This window comes from Polaromonas sp. P1_F8 (assembly GCF_056405635.1).
The window spans coordinates 1,576,659-1,597,580 of sequence record NZ_JBFUBS010000001.1 but is presented as its reverse complement, the minus strand read 5'-3'; the positions used below and the strand labels follow the sequence as shown (position 1 = coordinate 1,597,580).

The window sequence follows — 20,922 nt, the reverse complement described above, 5'->3', positions numbered from 1 at the left end:
CGCTCTCTGAGTCACGTGAACAGGGGAAGGGTTCATGGTAGCGCAGGCGCCGGGCGCCGCCTCCCAAAATCAGCCCAAATAACCCGAATTGTTCTCCATTGTTCTCCCTATGGAAAAAGAACATTCACCGGGCCACCATTTACTGCTGCGCTGTAGCCGTCTACATTGCATGAACGGGCAACAAAAGCGGGGCTGAACGGCTTTGCAGCCCGCAACGACCCTCGCAGAAAGTAACGCGACTCCATGGAACAGATCATTGTGTGGCTCGAGCACTACGGGCTCGCCGCCGTTTTCCTGAATGTTGGGCTGGAACAGCTCGGCTTGCCGATTCCGGCCTATCCGGTGCTGATCCTCACCGGCGCGTTGAGCTTTAACGGCCAATACTCCGCGGCAGGCCTTATCTTCACCGCCGTGCTGGCTTGCCTGGTCGCGGACAGCGTCTGGTACTGGGCCGGCCACCGCTACGGCAGCCGCGTGCTGAAAACGCTGTGCCGCATTTCGCTGTCGCCCGACTCCTGCGTGCGGCAAACCGAATCCATCTTCACGCGCTGGGGTGTCAAGTCGCTCATTCTGGCAAAGTTCATTCCCGGGTTTGCTTCGCTGGCCACGGCGCTGGCCGGACGCACCGGCATTCCCTTCGGCCGCTTTCTGGTTTTTGATGCGCTGGGCGCAACGCTTTACGCTGGTGCCGGTGTCGGGATCGGCATGATTTTTCATGACGCGGTGGCCGACGTGCTGGCCATTTTCGAGCAGATGGGGCGCATCGGGCTGATGGTGCTGCTGGCTGCGTTTGCGCTCTTCCTGGCGCACAAATGGTGGCAGCGGCAGCGCTTTTACCGGCAGCTGCGCATGGCCCGCATTTCACCGCAGGAGCTGCTGCAGCTCACGCAGCAGAACAAGCCTGCAGTCATCCTGGACGTGCGCACGGAGCTGGCGCGTGCCGGTGGCGGCATTATTCCGGGAGCGCTGGTCTGGTCGGACCTGGACCGAACCCGGGCATCGCTTGACATCCCGCACGATGTCGCCGTGGTCGTTTATTGCGCTTGTCCCAACGATGCTTCTGCAGCCCTGGTGGCCAAGCGCCTGATGGCGGCCGGGTTCAGCAATGTCAGGCCGTTGCACGGCGGGATTGATGCCTGGCAGGCGGCCGGGCTGGCGCTGGAATACCCCCAGACTGCCTGAGTGGAGTGGTGGTAATAATTGCCAAATACCGAACCGGCAATTCATGTAATTCCGAGGACCTATTAACTGCCGTCATAGGAGGTCTTAAGTATGCAAAAACTAGGCCAATCTAATCGAAGGCACGGCCAAAAGAAATCAGGGTGTTGTCCTATAGTGCAATTAAATGCAGCATTACACACTTGCACTGCGGCAGCTACAGAAAGCGGGGCCTTGATAGAGCCGCGCACCTTTGCAAAGAAAGTCACCACCGGCGGATGAACCCCAGTTTGCCAAGCGCATTCACCGCAGTCCACCGTGAGCCTGGCCTGATGGGTGCGCCCATGCCCCTGCCGCGTCGGCCCGGCACGGTTACCGGTCAGGTGCCGCGATGAAACGCGACGAGACGGCAGAGCAGTCCCAGCAGCGCATGCAGGCTGAAGCGCTTGCGCTGGCAGCCGCCAATGATGCGTTGAAGCTTGAGATCGTTGAGCAGCAGCGACTGGTCGAATCGCTCAGGGACGACATCAGCAGCTTGCGCAGCCTGGCCACTGTCTCCGCGGACTGGTACTGGGAGCAGGACGCGGAGTACCGTTTTACCGACTTCACGGCCGAGTACAGCAACAAGTCACAAGATAAGGATCTCGACAGTTCCGTCGGCAAATGCCGCTGGGAACTGCCTGGCGCCCTGCCGGTCACCATGTCATGGGAAGACCACCGCGCCGTACTGGCTGAACGCAAGCCCTTCCGCGATTTCGAATACATACGCGTGCTGGAGGATGGCGTCGCGCACTATTTCTCCATCAGCGGCGTGCCGGTGTTCAACAAGCATCAGGAGTTCATGGGTTATCGGGGTATCACGCGCGATGTCACGGCCAGCAGGCGCGCGGAGGAAAAAGAACGCAAAGTCGCCCGCCTGCTCGACGACATCGTTGAGAACATTCCGATCGCCATGAACCTGAAAGCCGTCACGGACCACCGTTACGTCGCATGGAATCGCGCGGCGGAAGAGCTTTATGGCTTCACTCGGTCGGAAGCGCTGGGCCATACCGTCCATGATCTGTGGCCCAAGGCCCACGCCCACAACATGCATGCCTCGGATCTTGCCCTGATTGCTGCCGGCAAGATGCAGGAATTCCCCGACCGCCTTGTCCAGACCAAGCACAAGGGCGTCATTCGCGTGCACATGCGCAAGGTTCCGCTGAAAGATTCCAGTGGTGTGGTGACGCACGTCCTGGTTACGGCGGAGGACATAACCCAGCAGCTGGCGGATGAAGAGCGCTTGCGCAGCAGCGAGCAGCAGTTCCGTAGCCTGACCAGTCTTTCGTCCGACTGGTACTGGGAAACCGATGCCAATTTCCGCTTCACCAAGCTGTCCGGCGGCCAGACGGAAGAAGCCAAGCGCGCGATCAAGGAGCATCTCGGTAAAACACGCTGGGAGATCGACCACAGCCAGGCCAACCAGGAAATGTGGGCACATCACCGCGCCCTGCTGGAGCGTCACGAAGTCTTCCGGAATTTTGAATACGAACGCGTAGAAAAAGACGGCAAGCGCGTGACCTTGTCCATCAGCGGAGAGCCAATGGTGGACGCCAAAGGCCGCTTCACCGGCTATCGGGGCGTGGGTAGCGACATCACCGCGCGGCTGGAGGCCGAGGCCAAACTGCGCCGCAGCGAAGAGCGCTTTCGCAGCCTCACCGGTCTTTCGTCCGACTGGTACTGGGAACAGGACACAAACTTCCGCAACGTCTTTGTCTCCAATGATCCGCAACGCTTCGCCCTGGGAACCCAGGTCATTGGAGAGGGGCAATGCCGATGGGACCTGCCTAACTCCACACCGCTTGTCGGCACATGGGACGAGCACAAGGCGGTGTTACAGGCGCATTTGCCGTTCCGCAATTTTGAATACCGGCTGACCAAGGAGGATGGCAGCGTCGTTTACCGCAGCGTCAGCGGGGAACCGGTGTTTGGCGACGATGGAACCTTTGCGGGTTATCGGGGTGTGGGCGCCGACATCACGTCACGCAAGGAAGTGGAGATCGCGCTGCGGGTCGGCGAAGCCCGCTTCCGGGCGGTTGTGGGTGCCTTGGCCGAAGGCGTGATCCTGCGGGATGCCCAGGGGCATATTGTCGATTGCAATGCCAGTGCAGAGCGCATCCTCGGCCTGGCCCTGGCCCAGCTGAAAGGCCAGACCTCGGTCGAGCCGGAATGGCAAAGATTCCGTGAAGACGGCACGCCAATGCCCAGGGAAGAGTGGCCCAGTGTTGTCGCCGTGCGTACCGGCCAGCCACAGCTGAACCGTGTGGTGTGCCATCGCAGGCCCGACGGCAGTGAGTTCTGGGCACTGATCAACGTGCAGCCCCTGGTGGACGGGAACGGCGCTCCGTCGGGGTATGTCAGCACCATTACCGACATCAGCAAACGCCGGCAGGCGGAGCAGGAAATCGTCCGGCTCAACGTCAACCTGGAAAAACGCGTGCTGCGCAGGACCGCCCAGCTGGAAGTCGCCACCCGGGAGATCGAGGCCTTCTCATATTCTGTGGCGCATGACTTGCGGACACCGTTGAGCACCATCGACGGATTTTGTGCGCTGCTTGAAAAAGCGGTTCCACCTGAGTCGGGGGAGCGCGCGCATCACTTCATGGGCCGCATACGCAGCAGTGTGCGCCGCATGGGTGAGCTGACCGACGGTTTGCTGTCCCTGGCCCAGTTGTCGCGGACCAGCCTGAACTGGGAGTCTGTCGACATCAGCACCGAGGCGGCCAAGATCATCAAGCAATGGACGGAAAACGATCCAGACCGGCGGGTGCGGATCACTGTCGAGCCCAACCTGTGGGGCCGGGCGGACGTTGCGTTGCTGCGTCAGGTGCTGGAGAACCTGATCGCCAATGCATGGAAGTTCACCTCGAAAAAACCGCACACCGAAATCCTGGTCGGAAAAGAAGCAGGGCCCGAGGACCAGGTGGTTTACTTTGTGCGGGACAACGGTGCCGGCTTCGACATGGCGTATGCCGACAAGCTCTTCGGCACCTTTGAGCGGCTGCATTCACCGGAAGAGTTCGCCGGCAGCGGCATCGGGCTGGCCACGGTCAAACGCATCATTACCCGTCACGGCGGAAAAATCTGGGCCAAGTCGGCAGTGGGTGAGGGCAGTACCTTTTATTTCACGCTCGGAGGCGAGCAGGCCGGGGCCATGCCGGCTGAGGGGGACGTGTTTGACGATTCAGGCGTTGCGCTGACGGACGGCGGCGCCAGTGCGTTCGAGGACGCCGGAGAAGTAAGTCCCAAGGGGGCCGGCCCCATCAGCACGGACAACGATGTCTTCACGGTCAGTGACCAGCAGTTCAGCAATGCGTTTGAACACGCGGCCATCGGGATGACGCTGATCGGCATCGACTCGCGCCGGCTGAAGGTCAACACCGCTTTTTGCCAGATGCTGGGGTATTCAGAGGCGGAAATGCTGTCGCGCACTATCCATGACCTGACTCATCCAGACGATATTGCCTGGGACCTGGAGCAGCGCCGCAGGGCATTGGCCGGCGAAATCGAATCGTTCCACGTCGAAAAGCGCTACATCCACAAGTCCGGCCGTACTGTCTGGGGCTACATGAGCTGCTCCCTCGTGCGCGATGCAGACAGAAAGCCGCTTCAATTTATCGCGCAGATCCAGGACATCACCGAGCGCAAGCAGACCGAGCAGGTTCTGCGTGAAAGCGAGGAACGCTTTCGCGCGCTCACGGCGCTGGCCTCCGACTGGTTCTGGGAGCAGGACGAAAACTTCCGCTTCGTCGAGGTTCCCGGCGAAGCCCCAAGCGCCTCCGGCATCCCGAAATCGGCCCATGGCAAGACTGCCTGGGAGCTCGACTACATCAACATCGAAGCCGGTGCGTTGGCCGAGTACAAGGCCAAAATAGCCCGGCACGAGGTTTTCCGCGACCTTGAAAGTACACGGCGCGACTCCAAGGGGCGGCCGCGCTACTTCAGCATCAGCGGCGTGCCGAAATTCGACGCCAACGGAAAATTCACCGGCTATCGCGGCACGGGACGCGACACCACCGAAATCCGCCGTGTCACCGAGGCCCTGCGCACCAGCGAAGCGCAGATGCGCGAAATCACCGACACCGTGCCGGCCTGGATCACTTACGCTGACGCCGATCAGCGCCTGTGCTTTCATAACCGGGCCTACGAGGAAGTCTTCGGCATGACGCAAGCGCAGCTCGAAGGCAAGACCATCCGGGACATCGTGGGCGATGAGATGTACGCCCTGATCAAGCCCCGGGTGGAAGAGGTGCTGCAGGGCTATCCAGTGGTCTACGAGCGTACGCAGAAAACCGCCCGCGGCGGCGTGCGCGACTACGTGGTCAATTATTTCCCGCGCTACGGCGACGGCGCCGACGAGGGCAAGGTGATCGGCTTCTACACGCTGGCCAACGACGTCACCGAGCTCAAACGCATTGACCGCATGAAGAGTGAATTTGTCTCGACGGTCAGCCATGAACTGCGCACGCCGCTTACCTCGATCCGGGGCTCGCTGGGCCTGATTTCCGGCGGTGTTGCCGGCCAGCTGCCCGACGCCGTCAAGACGCTGGTGGGCATCGCGAAGACCAACTGTGAGCGCCTGATCCGGCTGATCAACGACATCCTGGACATCGAGAAGATCGAGTCCGGCAAGATGACCCTGGATTTCCAGGCCATCGAACTCAGGCCCTTGCTGGAGCAGGCGCTGGCCGCCAACGAAGGCTACGGCGCGGCGAAGAATGTGCACCTGCAGCTCGAGTTTCCCGATGAAGACCTGCAGGTCAGGGTCGACAGCGACCGGCTGACGCAGGTGGTGACCAACCTGCTGTCCAACGCGATGAAGTTCTCGCCCGAAGGCGGCACGGTGGATATTCACGTGGCACGCAGCGAGACGGGCATACGCGTCGAGGTGCGAGACCACGGGCCCGGCATTCCGGAGGAATTCCGCAACCGCATCTTCCAGAAATTCTCCCAGGCCGACTCCTCCGATACACGGCAAAAGGGCGGCACGGGCCTGGGCCTCAATATTTCACGGGCCATCATCGAGCGCCTGGGCGGCAGCATCGGTTTTCATACCGACCCCGGGGTCGGTACCACCTTCTTCTTTGAACTGCCCGAATGGGTGGATTCGCCGGAGCGTACTTCAGGTTTCTCGGCACTGGTCGAACAGCGGCCGCGCGTCCTGGTTTGCGAGGACGACCCGGACATCTCCCGCCTGATCAGCATGATGCTCGACAAGGGCGGTTTTGACACCGAAATGGTGTACACGGCCAAGCAGGCCGTCGCGGAGCTGGCAAGAAGGCGGTACGCCGCCGTCACCATAGACCTGAAGCTGCCCGACCAGGACGGCATTGCGCTGATCAGGGCGCTGCGCGCCCAGCTGCATACACGCGACGTGCCGATCGTGGTGGTGTCGGCCTCGGCGGCCGAGGGGCGGATCCAGTTCAACGAGCAGTCCCTGACCGTATCGGACTGGCTGGAAAAACCCATCGACGAGAACATGCTCGTGCTGGGCGTGCGGCGCGCCATTGCGGGTTCGGTCGAAGCCCGCGCCGTCATCCTGCATGTTGAAGACGATCCGGACATCCAGCGCATCGCAGCGACCATTGCCCAGGGGTTTGCAACCTTCGTCTTTGCCGACACGGTGCAGGAAGCACGCGACCGGCTGAAGGAGCAGCGCTTTGACCTGATCCTGCTGGACCTCAGCCTGCCGGGCGGCTCCGGGTGGGATTTGCTCAAGGACGTTGAGGCGATGGACGGTCCGCCGCCGGTGGTGATTTTCTCGGCACTGGAGGTGGACAGGCTTCAGGCCACGCGGGCGGCCGCCGTGCTGGTCAAGGCCAAGACTTCCAACACCGAGCTCCTCGAAACCTTGCGGCGCGTGCTCGGGCAAAGCAATTCTGCGGAATCGCCTGCGGACGAAGCCTGAACCTGTACCGGGCCCGCGGCAGGCTACGGGGTTTCTAGCGCGCTAGTGAATAAATCCGGGATTTAGCCTTTACTGTCGGGCGCAAGCAGCTATGTTTTTCATAGCAAATTCACGCAGAAGGCGTGGTCATCAGTGCGGTATAGCGGCGCTGCATTTCTTCTGGCGACACGGTTTCAATGCTGTGCCCCACGCTCCAGCGGTAGCCTGCCGGATCGCGAAAGCTGCCCGAGCGCTCACCATAAAACTGGTCTTGCGCCGCCATTTCCAGCGTGGCGCCGGCTTTCAGCGCACGCGCAATCACATCGTCGCAGTTGTCCACATGCAGGTGCAACGTGACGGTGGCCGGCGCACCGGCATCGGGCGCCCGGGTGCCGTACTCCGGGAATTCTTCCGACACCATCAGCGTGGCGCCGTCAAAGTCCAGTTCGGCATGGCCGATGCGGCCATCGGGTTCTGTGAGCCGGAATTTTTCCGTGGCACCAAAAACCGAGATGTAAAACGCCATGGCCTTTGCCGCATTTTTGACATGAAGGTAGGCAAACAATTCGTGGGTGGCCATATCGCCTCCGTCGGTGATGTGAAGGAACCAGGCGAGGCCTGAGGTGCTGCCAGCCTGTCCTGAAATTATGAAGCGCATTGGGGCTCAGTGACAACCCGGCGTGCTGCGGGCATGCACCGCCAGGCCAGGCGCCAGAAGAACGCGGCCACGCTACTGTCACCGAACCGTCATGCAAAGGCAACACACTGTATGACCGCCACTGCCCGGGGCAGGCCACCCGATACCGGCTGCCCTGCGCCTGCAGTGTCCGATTCACTCCAATTTTGACTACTTCACGCCACTTCTGAATGGACATCACTTATGGCGCCGACAGAACCGGCCTGCTCTGCGGCTACAGGTTTGAAAACGGCGCGCCCGGCATACCGGTAGATCTCCTGGAGGCGGCCGCCTGGCTGCAGGACAAAACCCCCAAGGGAAAATCAGATTTCGTCTGGCTCCACTTCAACCTCAGTGACGCCGCGGCAGAGGCGAGCATCCGCAAGCATCTGCACGCCGTACCCGAGTTCTTCGAGGCCTTGCACGCCGGCTCAAGGTCCACCCGCATAGAAGATGCGCACGACACGCTGATTGCTGTCGTCAACGATGTTGCGTATGAATTCGCGTTTGACCCGGCTGAAATGTCCAGCCTGTGGCTGAACGTGGCGCCCCATATGGCGCTGAGCGCGCGCTCCCATCCCCTGCGTTCCATCGACCGCATGCGTGACGCCATCAAGAACGGCAAGCCGCTGGCGTCATCGGTGTCTTTTCTGAACCAGCTGCTGCGCGAGCAGGGCGATGTGCTGGTGCGCATCGTGCGTGACGCCACTGTCCAGGTGGACGTGGTGGAGGATAAATTCCTGATCGGCCGGCTGCACAACCGCCGGGCTGACCTGGGCAAGCTGCGGCGGGTGCTGGTGCGGCTGCAAAGGCTGCTCGCGCCGGAGCCCGGTGCGCTTTTCCGCCTGCTGCGGCTGCCGCCGCCATGGGTAAGCGAGCACGACCTCGAGGAGCTTCGGCAGGCCACGGAAGAATTCTCATTGACCATCCGGGACATGTCCGAGCTGAAGGAGCGCATCAAGCTCCTGCAAGAGGAAATTGCCGCGCAGGTCAGCGAGGAGACCAACCGCAGCGTCTTCATCCTGACGATGGTCACCGTACTCGCGCTGCCCATCAACATTGTTGCCGGCCTGCTGGGAATGAATGTGGGCGGCATCCCCCTGGCCGAGCACCCTCACGGCTTCATGGTGATCGTGGGGATCATTGGCATTTTCACCGCCTTCGCGGCCTGGTATGTTTACCGGAAGAAATAGCTTTCACAAGCCATTTCCCGCATCACCATTTGCGCAAGCCGGCGCGTCGTTTACTGGGGTTTCGGCCCGTTCATGGCACGTTCAAATTCTTCGCGCGACAGCATGTTGTCCTTGTTGGTGTCGGCTTCGTCAAAGTGTTTGGAGACACCGCGAAAGTTGGACGCCTCATCGCGGCTGACTTTGCCGTTGTTGTCCTTGTCCATGAAACTGAACGCGCGCTCAAGGTCTCTGGCCGCGTATTTGGGGGTGGGGGAAGCCGCGGCAGCGGAGGGTTGCGATGCACCGGCCGCAGGCGCCGACGCAGCGGCGGCCGGGTCTGCCGCCTGCGCATGCCCGCGCGGGGCGTACAGCACGGCTGCTGCGGCCAGGGCCAGCGCCACTGCACCCACGTAGCGGGCTGCCACACGGTGGCCGGGCGTAGGGAAGGTTTGTTGCGCGCTGGACAAAATCATCGGGGTCGTGAACGGGGTCGTGAAAGGTGAATGAGGTGAATGGTTCATACCCTGATTGGATGTCAATTCACGTTTCAGTGCCAGCCAACTTGCAGGGTGTTTCGCCGCTTTACAGGGTAGGTGCAAGCCGACACATTTATTTGCACGCTCAAAAAAAGCGCTTCACCCCGGCGGCCTGTCCACAAATCGTGCGTACATAAAGAAACAGATTTCCCGGGCCAACCGGGTTGACAAGCCTCATCATTTATCAAATACTAAGCCAAATGGTTAAGTATAAAAATGATGCGCAAGAAGAGACCCTGAACGCCGTATTTGCCGCACTGGCAGACCCGACGCGGCGCAAGGTGTTGCAGGCCCTGGAACAGGGCAACCTGTCCGTCGGCGAGCTGGCCCAGCCGCACGGCATGTCCCTGCCCGGTTTCATGAAGCACCTGCGGGTGCTGGAAGACGCCGGCCTGGTCAGCCGCGCCAAGGATGGCCGCGTCGTCAACCTGGCGATTTCACCCGAGCCCATGCAGGAGGCCGCCATGTGGCTATCCCGTTACGAGAAATTCTGGTCCGAGCGCCTTGACGCGCTGGGCCGCTACCTTTACCAGCAAGAGGAGTTGAACCCGCCATGGAAAGAAGCACAGCGCAAGGCAAACCGTCCGCCGGCCCGTCCGTCGACATCACCCGCCACTACCCCGTCGCTCCCGAAAAAGTCTGGCGCGCGTGGACCGACCCGCAAGCACTAGCGCAGTGGTTCGGCCCCGACCCGGCCGGCGTGGTGACCATTGCCGACATGGATGTGCGTGTGGGCGGCCGCTACCACATCCAGTTCGGCGTGCCGGGCGGGGAAACACACAACGTGAGCGGCACTTACCTCGAAGTCGAACCACACCGCAAGCTGGTGTTTGACTGGGGCTGGAAGAGCACACCGGAACGCGTGTCGCGGGTCACGGTCTCGCTCAAACCTTCCGGGGCCGGCACCGAGCTGGTGTTCAAGCATGAGCGCTTCTACGACCTGGCCGCACGCGACAGCCACAACGAGGGCTGGGCCGGCGCTTTCCTCAAGCTCGACAAACTGTTTGTTTCATCGGCTGTGACCTGAAAGTCACCCCAAACCGCCACCGCTGTTCAGCCCCAACCCCAGGAGAGAAACACCATGCTTGCCAATCGAAACGCCATGGCCACCATCGCCGTCAAGGACCTTGCGGCGGCGAAGAAATTTTATGGAGGCACACTCGGCCTCACCCCGCTTGAGACCGCCGAGGAGGGCGTGCTCAGCTACCAGAGCGGCACCGCCACCGTGGTGGTGTATGTCTCGTCTTTCGCCGGCACCAACAAGGCCACGTCCGCCACCTGGGGCGTGGGCGACGAGTTCGACAACATCCTGAAGGCGCTCAAGGCCAAAGGCGTGGTGTTTGAGCACTACGACATGCCCGGCATGACGCTGCAAGGCGATGCGCACGTAGCGGGCGACTTCAAAGGCGCCTGGTTCAAGGACCCGGACGGCAACATCCTTCACATCCTGAACCAATAGGCCACCGTTCCAGCAACTCGACCCTTCACTGAACTGACCGTATCCAGGGAGCCCGCCGTGACTTCAACCCCCGCAAACGCTGCCAACGCCGTTTTCCACTCCGTGGTATCCAAAGACGAATGGCTTGCCGCCCGCCAGCTGTTGCTGGCCCGTGAAAAAGAACTCACCGCCCACCGGGATCTGGTGAGCGCCGAGCGGCGCCGCTTGCCCTGGCTCAAGGTCGACAAGCCCTATGTGTTCGACGGCCCCGCGGGCAAGGAAACCCTTGCCGGTTTGTTCGAGGGGCGCAGCCAGCTCGTGGTTTATCACTTCATGTTCGGTCCCGGCTGGAAGGAAGGCTGCCCCAGTTGCTCCTTCCTTTCGGACCACATCGACGGCGCCTTGCCGCACCTGGCAGCGCGCGACATCACGCTGGCTGTGGTGTCGCACGCGCCGCAACCCGACCTGGCTGCGTTCCGCCGGCGCATGGGCTGGCGCTTCAAGTGGGTGTCGTCCTTCGGCAATGACTTCAACCACGACTACCACGTCTCCTTCACGCCCGAAGAGCTGGCCAGCGGACAGTTTGACTACAACTACCGCATGAACGATGTCGACGGCGCCAGCATGCAAGAGCTGCACGGGGTCAGCGTGTTCTACCAGGATGGCCAGGGCAACATCTTTCACACCTATTCCAGCTACGCCCGCGGGGCGGACATGCTGGTGGGCGCCTACAACTACATGGACCTCACCCCCAAGGGTCGCGACGAAGGCGGCTTGCCTTTCCCCATGGCCTGGGTGCGCCACCATGACAAATACGGCACTGAGATACACAGCGCTGACAAGGCTGGCCACAACGCCGCGGCCAGCCAGCCCGCACCGGCGTGCTGCCACGCCGAGGCCCGCGCTGCATGACGGCTTCGCCCAAAGCCACGCGCCGCGACTGGATTGGGCTGGCCGTCATCGCGCTGCCCTGCCTGCTGTATTCGATGGACCTGACGGTGATGAACCTGGCAGTGCCGCACCTGAGCGCCGACCTCAAACCCACGGGCGCGCAGCTGTTGTGGATGGTCGATATTTACGGCTTCATGATTGCCGGCTCGCTCATCACCATGGGCACGCTGGGTGACCGCATTGGCCGGCGCAGGCTGCTGCTCATGGGGGCTGCCGCGTTTGGCGCTGCGTCGATGCTGGCCGCGTTTTCCACCACGGCTGAAATGCTGATCGCCACGCGCGCACTGCTGGGCATTGCCGGGGCGACGCTGGCACCTTCCACGCTTTCGCTGATACGCAATATGTTCCTGGACGCGGGCGAGCGCACCGTGGCCATTGGCGTCTGGATCACCAGCTACTCGGTAGGCGGCGCGATTGGCCCGCTGGTGGGCGGTGTCCTGCTTGAGCATTTCTGGTGGGGCTCAGTGTTCCTGGTCAGCGTGCCCGTGATGGTCCTGCTGCTGGTGCTGGGTCCGGTGCTGCTGCCTGAATACCGCGACCCCGACGCCGGCCGGCTGGATCTGCTGAGCGCGGCGCAGTCACTGGCGGCCGTGCTGGCCGTCATCTACGGCCTCAAGCGCATCGCGGAAGGCGGCCTGGGCTGGCTGGCCGCGGGCTGCATCCTCGCGGGGCTGGCGATAGGCGCGGCTTTCCTGCGCAGGCAGCGCACACTGGCCAGCCCGCTGATTGACCTGGCCTTGTTTCGTGTGCCGGCATTCAGCGCGGCCCTGGCCATCAACACCTTCTGCTTTTTCGGCGCGTTTGGCGCTTTTCTTTTCATCGCGCAGTATTTGCAGCTGGTGATTGGCCTCTCGCCGCTGGAGGCCGGCCTGTGGTCCGTGCCGTCGGCCTTGGGTTTTGTGGTGGGCTCCATGCTGGCACCTGTCATTGCGCGGCGCATCCGCGCCGGCCTGGCCGTCACGGGCGGGCTGGCGCTGGCGTTTGTGGGCTTTGGCGTGCTCACGCAGGTGAGTGGCGCCTCGGGCCTGGCCACGCTGGTCACCGGCAGCGTGATTTTTTCGCTGGGCCTGGCCCCGGTCGTGACCTTGGGTACCGACCTCATCGTCGGCTCCGCGCCGCCCGAGCGCGCTGGTGCGGCTGCGGCGATTTCAGAAACCAGCTCGGAGTTTGGCGGCGCACTCGGCATTGCTGTGCTGGGCAGCGTGGTGACGGGGGTCTACCGCCATGCGATGGAGGGCACCGTGCTAAGCGGTGTGCCGGCCGTAGCCGCAGAGGCCGCCCGCAGCACACTGGGCGGCGCGGTGGCCGTGGCGGCTGAATTGCCCGGCGCCAGCGGTGCGGCCTTGCTCAGCACTTCACGCGATGCGTACGCCCAGGCCTTTCAGGTCACCGCCGGCATCAGCGCCGCACTGGTGCTGGGCACGGCCATCCTGGCCGCTGTCATGCTGCGGCAGGTGCGTAGCAGCGCCACGCCCATGTAGGCCGGAGAGTCCAGGATGGACGCCTTGCCCGCTTCAAAGAGGCTGTCAGCAGCCCCCAGCGCCCTTTTCAGGCCTGTTTTGATCATGAAAAAGGCCTGAAATCCAATGACACCGGGCGCAAGTAGCTACTGATTTGATAGCATGCGGGAAGGCAGGGGGAAGCCCATGCAGTGCAAAGATGGGCTGGCGAATTGATCATGTTCAGTGAAACCGGGGAGAAACTGCAGATGACACACAACATGGAAACCCGAAAGCGCTGGTGGGCACTGATGGTGCTCTGCCTGGGTGTGCTGATGATCGTGCTCGACACCACCATCGTGAATGTGGCGCTGCCGTCCATCCGCACAGACCTCGGCTTTACCGAAACCTCGCTCGTCTGGGTGGTGAACGCCTACATGCTGACCTTCGGCGGCTTTTTGCTGCTGGGCGGCCGGCTGGGCGATCTGTACGGTCAGCGCCGGCTGTTCCTGGCGGGGCTCACGCTGTTCACCGTGGCCTCGCTGGCCTGCGGCCTGGCCAATTCGCAGGGGCTGCTGGTGGTGGCCCGCGCGGTGCAGGGCCTGGGCGGCGCGGTGGTGTCGGCGATTTCGCTGTCGCTCATCATGAACCTCTTCACCGAACCGGCTGAGCGCGCCAAAGCCATGGGGGTCTACGGTTTTGTCTGTGCCGGCGGCGGCAGCATCGGTGTGCTGCTGGGCGGCGTTCTGACCGATTCGCTCAACTGGCACTGGATCTTTTTGGTCAACCTGCCCATAGGCGGCGCCGTGTTTGCGCTGTGCCTGTTCCTGCTGCCCGGCGGCAAGGGGCAGGCCACCGGCGCGCGGCTTGACGTATGGGGCGCCGTCACCGTCACCACCGCGCTGATGCTGGCGGTCTACGGCATCGTCAACGGCAACGAAGCCGGGTGGCTGTCAGGCCAGACGCTCGGTTTGCTGGGCGTTGCCGCGGTGCTGATGGCGATCTTCCTGGCCATCGAGGCCAGGGTCACGACACCGCTGGTGCCGTTGGGCCTTTTCCGTCTGCGCAACGTCGCCACCGCCAACGTGGTCGGCGTACTGTGGGCCGCGGCCATGTTTGCCTGGTTCTTTATTTCGGCGCTGTATATGCAGCTGGTGCTGGGCTACAGCGCCCTGCAGGTCGGCTTGGGCTTTTTGCCCGCCAACCTGATCATGGCCGCGTTCTCGCTGGGCCTGTCGGCCAAAATCGTCATGCGTTTCGGCATACGCGCACCGCTGTCGGCCGGCCTGCTGCTGGCCGCCCTGGGCCTGGCCCTGTTCGCGCGTGCGCCGGTGGGCGGCGCCTTTGTGCTCGACGTGTTGCCCGGCATGCTGCTGCTGGGGCTGGGGGCCGGCATGGCCTTCAACCCGGTGTTGCTGGCCGCCATGAGCGACGTGGACCCGGCCGAGTCGGGCATTGCCTCGGGCGTGGTCAATACGTCCTTCATGATGGGCGGCGCGCTGGGGCTGGCGGTGCTGGCCAGCCTGGCGGCGGCGCGCACCGGTTCGCTGGCCGGTGCGGGTGCCGATGCCGTGGTGGCGCTCAACGGCGGCTACCAGCTGGCGTTTGTCATCGGTGCGGTGTTTGCGGCCTGCGCCGCATTGCTGGGCGCCGTGCTGCTTCGCACGGGCGCTGCAGTGCCGGGCGCGCACCCGGCGACGGAAGCCGGCGGCTAGCCACGGCTGGTTTATGCATCAAACTGGCCTTAAGCCCAATAGGGACGGGCGCAAGCAGCTATTAATTTGGTAGCGGATTGACAGGGATGGCGGCGTGGGTCCGCCGCCCACAGGTGGTCAGTAAACCCCGAACAGGGCGCGAATCTCATCGCCGGCTGTGCGACCGTGTTTCTGGCTTTTGTACTTGTCGCCGATGTCGGCGCACTTTTCCATGATCAGCAGGGTGAACTCCTGCAGCTCCGGCGTCAGCGCGTCGCCTTCCGTCATGGCACCGGCCAGCTTGGCCAGGTTCACGAGCTGGCGGTCGCTGATGGAGCCGATGGAAAAGTCTGAAGGCTTGAAATCCGGTGGAAGTGACATGGCGTGCACCTGGAGCTGGAGATGTCAGCCGGTGTCCGAAAGTGGATTGCCTGCGTGACGGGTTTTGTCCTACAGGGTACCCCAGACATTTCGTCCTAGCATTCGTTTTTTCCCTAGGAGATGCGTCATGGCAGACGACACAACGAAAACCGGTGTGGACCGCAGGTTCATCGCCTTGGGGCAGGACTATGAAGTTCGCGACTGGACCAAAACCCTGGGTTGCACCGAGCAGCAGCTGCGCGAGGCCGTCAAGGCTGTCGGCAATTCAGCCTCCGCCGTGCGCCAGTACCTGGGTAAAAAATAGCGTCATCTCAAGGGGCAGCGGTTGGCGCCCTCCCCATCACCATTGCGCGTGATTCGCGCCGGTACAAGCATGAAAGAAGGCACAGCATGGCAAAAAGCAGCATTGCGGGTGGCAGCATTCCGCCCGAACAGTGGATGCGCGGAAAAGACACACAGTCGCTCGGCCCGGGCGACAGTTCAGACACCGGCAGCGACACGCTAGGTGCCTACAGCGAAGAGGAACTGGCCAGCGACAGCGACGCTGCGGGTACCGGCGAGCGTGCCGGTGTCATCGGCGACGAGCGGCCTGATGCCGACATCCTGCCCGACCGGACAATGGACGAGGCCGACTTCCTGGAAGAAGGGGAAGGCGCCGGTGATGAAGACCCGGAAGCAAGGGGCGAGGAGGGTGAAGCTACCTGGGCCGCAGGCGGTGCAGAGGAAATTGCCGGCGTCCTGGCCGATGAAGATGAAGAAGATGAAGAAGATGAAGAGAATGAAGAAGACGACGAATACGGGGAAGGTGAAGACGGCGATGCAACAGTTCGTGGAGGTGGCGCATGACGATCACGGGAAGCTGCCATTGCGGCAAAAACGCCTTTCGCATTGACGGCGAAATCCCCGCGCAGCTGACGCGCTGCACCTGCTCGTTTTGCGCCAGGCGCGGTGCGCTGCTGGCGTACTACACGCCCGATCAGTTCCACGTCACCACCCCCACGGATGGCGACGCCATCTACCGCTGGCAGACCAAGCTGGTAGACCACCACTTCTGTGCCGAATGCGGTGTGTCCACCTATTCAGACAGCCCGGCATTCGAGATGGACGGCAGCTGGGACGGCACCACCCGCCGCATCGGCGTCAATGCCCGCCTCTTTGACGGGTTCGACGCAGCCGAAGCACCTGTGACGGTGATCGACGGCAAGAACCTCTGGTAGTTGAGCCCCAAGGCAGGCGGTTGACATCCTCTTTTGATCGCCTTAATATAGCCAAACAGCTATATAAACGATTGGCCATGTAATGACCCCAGACACCCTCAACAAGGCGTTCGCCGCCCTCGCGGACCCGACCCGCCGCGCCATCGTCGCCCGGCTTGCTTCCGGCGAAGCCACGGTCAATGAACTTGCGGCACCCTTCGACATGACGCAGCCTTCCATTTCGAAACACCTGAAGGTGCTGGAGCGGGCAGGCTTGATCTCTCGCGGACGAGCGGCGCAAACCAGGCCGTGCCGCCTGGAGGCCGCACCCCTGAAAGAAGTCGCCAGCTGGATGGCGCTGTACCGCAATGTCTGGGAAGACAGCTTCGACAGGCTCGACGCGTTTTTGCAGCCGGACACATCCACGTCATCAGCCCAGTCAACTCAATCAACCCCCAAAAAAGGAAAGAAACATGCCCGCAAATGACAGCAAGGCAGCCATGGCTTCCCCGTTCCTGATCGACCGCGTGTTCAAGGCCCCGCGTGACCGCGTATGGAAAGCGTGGAGCGAGGCCGGCAACATCCAGCAGTGGTGGGGGCCCAAGGGCTGCTCCATCGACCTGCTGCGTTTCGAGTTCAGGCCCGGTGGGTTTTTTCACTACGCCATGAAATTTCCGGGCGCACCCACGATGTGGGGCCGGTTCAATTACCGTGAAATCGCCCAGGGTGAACGCATCGTGTGGCTCAACTCGTTTGCCAACGAACACTGCGGCATTGCGCGCGCACCGTTCAGCGATGCCTGCCCCCTGGAAATAGAAAACGCCGTGACCTTCATTGAGCAAAACGGAAGCACCATCGTGTCACTGCGCGCACAACCCTTCGGTGAGGTGGCGGCTGAACGCCAGTACTTTGAAGAGTTGAAGCCGTCGCTCACGCAAGGCTACGGCGGCACCCTCGACCAGCTCGCCGCCCATCTGGGCGCTTGAACGGCGCGGGGCCTAGAAGTGCGGCGGCAGCTCGTCGCGCAGGCTGCGGCCCACCGTCACGTCGCCGTCGCGCACCGGGCCGGCTTTCAGTTCTGCCACCTCGCGCACCAGCGCACCAATTTGCTGCTGCTGCCGCACGATGACCTTGTCGAGCTGGTCCAGCAGGTCTTCGGTAAAGCTGGCCTTGATCTCCAGCGCCGTCAGGCGCTGGTCGGTTTGGGGTGTGTCGTTCGTCGGTTCCATGCCTGTATTGGACATGAAGCTGCGCGGGGCAGGGGCCTCAATGTATTCCAGCGCCCTCCACAGCAACAATTTACGCATCATTTTGGCCTGCAGCCCTTTATGTCCGGGCGCGACCAGCTATGTTATTGATAGCGGTTCGGATGATAAAGCTGTCAGGTTTCGCTGGCGCCACCCCCTGCGCGTTGCTTCGATACGATTTGTGGGAATAAGGGCCTTGTCTTTCCCGCACCGCCTGCCTAAGCTGGCCTGAGTCTTTGCAGGGCGTCGCGTTTCATGGCAACGCCGGAGCCGTCTTCAAAGCCCATGCGGTAGCTGTGTTGTTTGCCCAAGGAGGCGAGATATGACCGAGCCAGGCACTGGAAACCCCCTCACACCGGAACAGGCGCAGGAACAAGCGCAGGAGCGGGCGCAAGAAGAAGAGCGCAAGGCCATTGATTTCCGGCGAGGTTTTATTTACGCCAGTGGCACGGCCCCCCGGGAGTTGTGGGGCCTGGCCTTGTCCGGCGGGGGCATTCGCAGCGCCACCTTTTGCCTTGGCGTGTTGCAGGCACTGGCAAAAGCCGGGTTCAACCTGCCGGGAGAAAGTGGCCCGGGAAGCGGCCCGGGATGCGGCGCCAACGACAGGCAAAAGCCCTGGCCGCTGCTCGCCCGCTTTGACTTCCTTTCCACCGTCAGCGGGGGCGGGTACACCGGCAGTTTTTTCTCGGCCCTGTTTCGCGCCCGGGAACCCCTCACGCCTCCCGCTCCCCACTCGCCGCAAACACCTCCTGCGCCGCCCGCGCCCGAGGTGCTGGCCACCGAAGCCTACGAAGCACTCGCGACCGACCCGCCCGGCAGGCTGAGCAAGGTCCAGACCGCGCTCACCCAGATGCCCGACCGCCCCTTGCGCTGGCTGCGTGAAAACGGGCGTTACCTGGCACCGAACAACACCGGTGATTTTCTCTACGACATCGCCATTGCCATCCGCAACCTCTGTGCGGTGCATTACGTGATCGGCGTGACCTTGCTGACCATTTTCCTTTTGATGTTTGCCCTGCGTTACGGCAGCCTGCAGATTCCATGGGAGGGGTTTCATGCGCTGGGGCTTACGCTGGAATCCATGATGCAGCCCAGGCCTCCGCTGAAGGGTGGAGACATCTGGTTCAGCCCGTGGTTCGGTGTGCTGGGTATCTGGCTCGTGCTGGCGGTCATACCGTGCGGCGCGGCCTACTGGCTCGACCAGGACACCTCGCCTCCCGGCACCAACACAAAAAAAGCGCCGCTGCCGGCCATTCCCGCCCCGGCGCTGGCGGCTGCCGGCTTGCTGGCCGCGGGTGTGCTGGCTGCCTGTGTCCTCTGGAGCCGGGTAGTGCCGCCGGCTTCCGGCGCCGCGTCACTGCTTGAGGCTGTTCCGGTACCTGTTTTGCTGCTGGTGCTGATCGATGTCATCCTGGCTTTTTCTCTGGGCGTGTTTTTTGTGGCGAAGTACCTTCCACAGCAATCACCCGGGCTGTTTCGCAACCGCATCACACGGTGGCTCTCCAGGGTATTGACGTACGCATTCATCGTTGCCGTGCTGGCGCTGATTGAAACCGCGGGGCAAACGCTGTATCTCTGGCTGGCGACAAGCCAGTCAACACCCCTCACTGTTTTCAGCGTGGCCGGCGTGGTCGCGGCCCTGGTGGCGGCCGTGAAGCAGTTTGCGCCGGTGCTGGCCCAGCCCGGAAAAGACGGCCTGCTCAGCAGGCTGCCGCTCAACACCCTGCTTGGCGCGATTGGATTGGCGCTGGCCCTGCTGCTGGCCGTGGCCTGGAACTGCGCGGCCGCGGCCCTGCTGTTTGGCATGCAGCCGCCGCTGCCGGGGCTCGGGCAGCTGATGATCGAATCCATGTTCACCACGGTCCGTTTTGGTGCGGACTCATCATGGGTCTGGCAATACTTCTACCCCGTCATCTCCATTGTGTTTTGCCTGACGGCTGTGGCGGTGGCGGGCTACTTTCTGGGGTTCATCAATTTATCGAGCCTGCAGGTGATGTACGGTGCGCGCCTCACGCGTGCCTACCTGGGTGCGTCCAACAAGGCACGGTTTGAATCGGAACGGCCGAAGATGGACGTGACCGAAGCCGATGCAAGCGACGACTTCACGCGCGAGGCCTATTACCGCAACGACCACCTGGGTCCGGCCCACCTCATCAACGTGACCATCAATGCCACCACGGGCACCGGCGACCAGCTGACGCAGCGGGACAGGCAGGGCCTGCCGCTGGCAGTCACGCCTGCGGGGATCACCGTGGACGGCAGGCTCTGGAATGCAAAGACCGGCAATTTTGCGGGCACGCAGGCCAAAGCCGCCAGGCGGGCGCCGCCCGAGCTGTCCATCGGCCAATGGGTGGGCGTGTCGGGCGCGGCGTTTTCGACCGGGCTGGGGCGGGGCACGGCGCTGGGCCAGGCCATGCTGTTCACCATCATCAACATACGCCTGGGCTGGTGGTGGAACTCCGGAAAATCCGACCCCAGGACGCCGTTCCCGCTCTGGCGCAACCAGACTTATTTGCAGCGCGAACTGCGCGCCCGCTTCCTGGGCACGGACGGCTCGCACTGGTACCTGAGCGACGGCGGGCACTTTGAGAACACGGGCGTCTTCGAGCTGCTGCGCAGGCGGGTGGATTTCATCGTCTGCTGCGATTGCGGTGCAGACCCGAACTACAGCTTTGAAGACCTCGCCAATCTGATGCGCCTGGCACGCATTGATTTCGGTGCCGAGTTTGAATGCGTCGGGCCGAGCGCGGTGCCACGGCTTGCACCCAATGCCGCCACACTGGCACCCTATTTCGCCCGCGACGAATCTGAACTGCGCCCGGCAACCGACCCGCTGGCGCCACTCGACGAAAAGTGCGCGTTGCTCTACCGCGTGCGCTATGCCAGCAGCCAGCCGGGCAAGCCGGCTGAAAGTATTTTGCTGGTGCTCAAGCCGCGTTTGATCAAGGGTGCGCCCCTTGACCTGTTTGAATACCAGACCAAAAAACCATCGTTCCCGCAGCAAACCACGTTTGACCAGTTCTTTGACGAAGCGCAGTGGGAAAGCTACCGAAAGCTGGGCGTGCTGATCGGCTCCCGCATATTCAGGTAGTGCGTGCGGCGCCTGGC

At 62.6% G+C, this 20,922-nt stretch carries 19 protein-coding genes; 15 read left to right on the top strand and 4 right to left on the bottom strand.

The features are described 5' to 3' along the window. Positions 1-243: 243 nt before the first annotated feature. The gene (locus AC1D1J_RS07520) at positions 244-1,182 is read left to right on the top strand and encodes a DedA family protein/thiosulfate sulfurtransferase GlpE (protein WP_477694309.1); all 939 of its coding nucleotides are present in this window, start codon (positions 244-246) and stop codon (positions 1,180-1,182) included. A gap of 367 nt (positions 1,183-1,549) precedes the next feature. Then, entirely contained in the window at positions 1,550-7,105 is a 5,556-nt protein-coding gene (locus AC1D1J_RS07515) for a PAS domain S-box protein (RefSeq protein ID WP_477694308.1), read from the top strand. Between the two features lie 109 nt (positions 7,106-7,214). On the opposite strand, the gene AC1D1J_RS07510 is transcribed toward AC1D1J_RS07515, so the two are convergent. Next, entirely contained in the window at positions 7,215-7,664 is a 450-nt protein-coding gene (locus AC1D1J_RS07510) for a VOC family protein (RefSeq protein ID WP_477694307.1), read from the bottom strand. A 287-nt stretch (positions 7,665-7,951) separates the two neighbouring features. On the opposite strand from AC1D1J_RS07510, the gene AC1D1J_RS07505 reads away from it, so the two are divergent. Further along, the gene (locus tag AC1D1J_RS07505) at positions 7,952-8,953 is read left to right on the top strand and encodes a transporter (protein ID WP_477694306.1); all 1,002 of its coding nucleotides are present in this window, start codon (positions 7,952-7,954) and stop codon (positions 8,951-8,953) included. Between the two features lie 50 nt (positions 8,954-9,003). Here the strand turns inward: AC1D1J_RS07505 and AC1D1J_RS07500 are convergent, their stop codons facing one another. Then, positions 9,004-9,453, bottom strand: a complete 450-nt coding sequence (locus tag AC1D1J_RS07500) for an EF-hand domain-containing protein (protein WP_477694305.1) — start codon at positions 9,451-9,453, stop codon at positions 9,004-9,006. Between the two features lie 215 nt (positions 9,454-9,668). Between AC1D1J_RS07500 and AC1D1J_RS07495 the strand changes: the two genes are divergently transcribed. From AC1D1J_RS07495 to AC1D1J_RS07470, 6 genes are all read left to right on the top strand, one after another. Further along, on the top strand, positions 9,669-10,139 hold the full coding sequence (locus AC1D1J_RS07495) for an ArsR/SmtB family transcription factor (RefSeq protein WP_477667664.1): 471 nt from the start codon (positions 9,669-9,671) through the stop codon (positions 10,137-10,139). Continuing rightward, positions 10,022-10,495: an SRPBCC family protein gene (locus AC1D1J_RS07490; RefSeq protein WP_477667663.1), complete on the top strand. Its 474-nt coding sequence runs from the start codon at positions 10,022-10,024 to the stop codon at positions 10,493-10,495. The genes AC1D1J_RS07495 and AC1D1J_RS07490 overlap by 118 nt, the downstream gene beginning before the upstream one ends. 54 nt (positions 10,496-10,549) lie before the next feature. Further along, the gene (locus AC1D1J_RS07485; RefSeq protein ID WP_477688630.1) at positions 10,550-10,927 is read left to right on the top strand and encodes a VOC family protein; all 378 of its coding nucleotides are present in this window, start codon (positions 10,550-10,552) and stop codon (positions 10,925-10,927) included. Between the two features lie 57 nt (positions 10,928-10,984). Next, entirely contained in the window at positions 10,985-11,818 is an 834-nt protein-coding gene (locus tag AC1D1J_RS07480; protein WP_477694304.1) for a DUF899 domain-containing protein, read from the top strand. After that, positions 11,815-13,338, top strand: a complete 1,524-nt coding sequence (locus AC1D1J_RS07475) for an MFS transporter (protein WP_477694303.1) — start codon at positions 11,815-11,817, stop codon at positions 13,336-13,338. Before AC1D1J_RS07480 ends, AC1D1J_RS07475 begins: the two co-directional genes overlap by 4 nt. 227 nt (positions 13,339-13,565) lie before the next feature. Then, entirely contained in the window at positions 13,566-15,011 is a 1,446-nt protein-coding gene (locus AC1D1J_RS07470; protein ID WP_477694487.1) for a DHA2 family efflux MFS transporter permease subunit, read from the top strand. Between the two features lie 117 nt (positions 15,012-15,128). Here AC1D1J_RS07470 and AC1D1J_RS07465 read toward each other — a convergent pair whose 3' ends face one another. Continuing rightward, positions 15,129-15,371 (bottom strand): hypothetical protein, encoded by a 243-nt coding sequence (locus AC1D1J_RS07465; RefSeq protein ID WP_477648985.1) that lies wholly within the window; start codon positions 15,369-15,371, stop codon positions 15,129-15,131. Positions 15,372-15,498: 127 nt separating this feature from the next. Here AC1D1J_RS07465 and AC1D1J_RS07460 point away from each other — a divergent pair, with 127 nt between their 5' ends. The 5 genes from AC1D1J_RS07460 (at position 15,499) to AC1D1J_RS07440 (ending at position 17,553) form a co-directional block, all read left to right on the top strand. Further along, entirely contained in the window at positions 15,499-15,675 is a 177-nt protein-coding gene (locus tag AC1D1J_RS07460; RefSeq protein ID WP_457282123.1) for a DUF3606 domain-containing protein, read from the top strand. Between the two features lie 86 nt (positions 15,676-15,761). Beyond that, positions 15,762-16,217: a hypothetical protein gene (locus AC1D1J_RS07455; RefSeq protein ID WP_477694302.1), complete on the top strand. Its 456-nt coding sequence runs from the start codon at positions 15,762-15,764 to the stop codon at positions 16,215-16,217. Then, positions 16,214-16,588 (top strand): GFA family protein, encoded by a 375-nt coding sequence (locus AC1D1J_RS07450; protein ID WP_457282121.1) that lies wholly within the window; start codon positions 16,214-16,216, stop codon positions 16,586-16,588. Before AC1D1J_RS07455 ends, AC1D1J_RS07450 begins: the two co-directional genes overlap by 4 nt. A gap of 82 nt (positions 16,589-16,670) precedes the next feature. Beyond that, positions 16,671-17,054 carry an ArsR/SmtB family transcription factor gene (locus AC1D1J_RS07445; RefSeq protein WP_477668188.1) on the top strand — a complete coding sequence of 128 codons (384 nt, stop codon included), beginning with the start codon at positions 16,671-16,673 and terminating at the stop codon, positions 17,052-17,054. Further along, positions 17,041-17,553 (top strand): SRPBCC family protein, encoded by a 513-nt coding sequence (locus AC1D1J_RS07440; RefSeq protein WP_477694301.1) that lies wholly within the window; start codon positions 17,041-17,043, stop codon positions 17,551-17,553. The genes AC1D1J_RS07445 and AC1D1J_RS07440 overlap by 14 nt, the downstream gene beginning before the upstream one ends. Positions 17,554-17,565: 12 nt before the next feature. Here the strand turns inward: AC1D1J_RS07440 and AC1D1J_RS07435 are convergent, their stop codons facing one another. After that, a complete protein-coding gene (locus AC1D1J_RS07435; RefSeq protein WP_477694486.1) occupies positions 17,566-17,796 on the bottom strand; it encodes a SlyX family protein in 231 nt (76 codons plus the stop codon). Positions 17,797-18,136: 340 nt separating this feature from the next. On the opposite strand from AC1D1J_RS07435, the gene AC1D1J_RS07430 reads away from it, so the two are divergent. Then, positions 18,137-20,905: a hypothetical protein gene (locus tag AC1D1J_RS07430; protein WP_477694300.1), complete on the top strand. Its 2,769-nt coding sequence runs from the start codon at positions 18,137-18,139 to the stop codon at positions 20,903-20,905. Positions 20,906-20,922 lie beyond the last annotated feature (17 nt).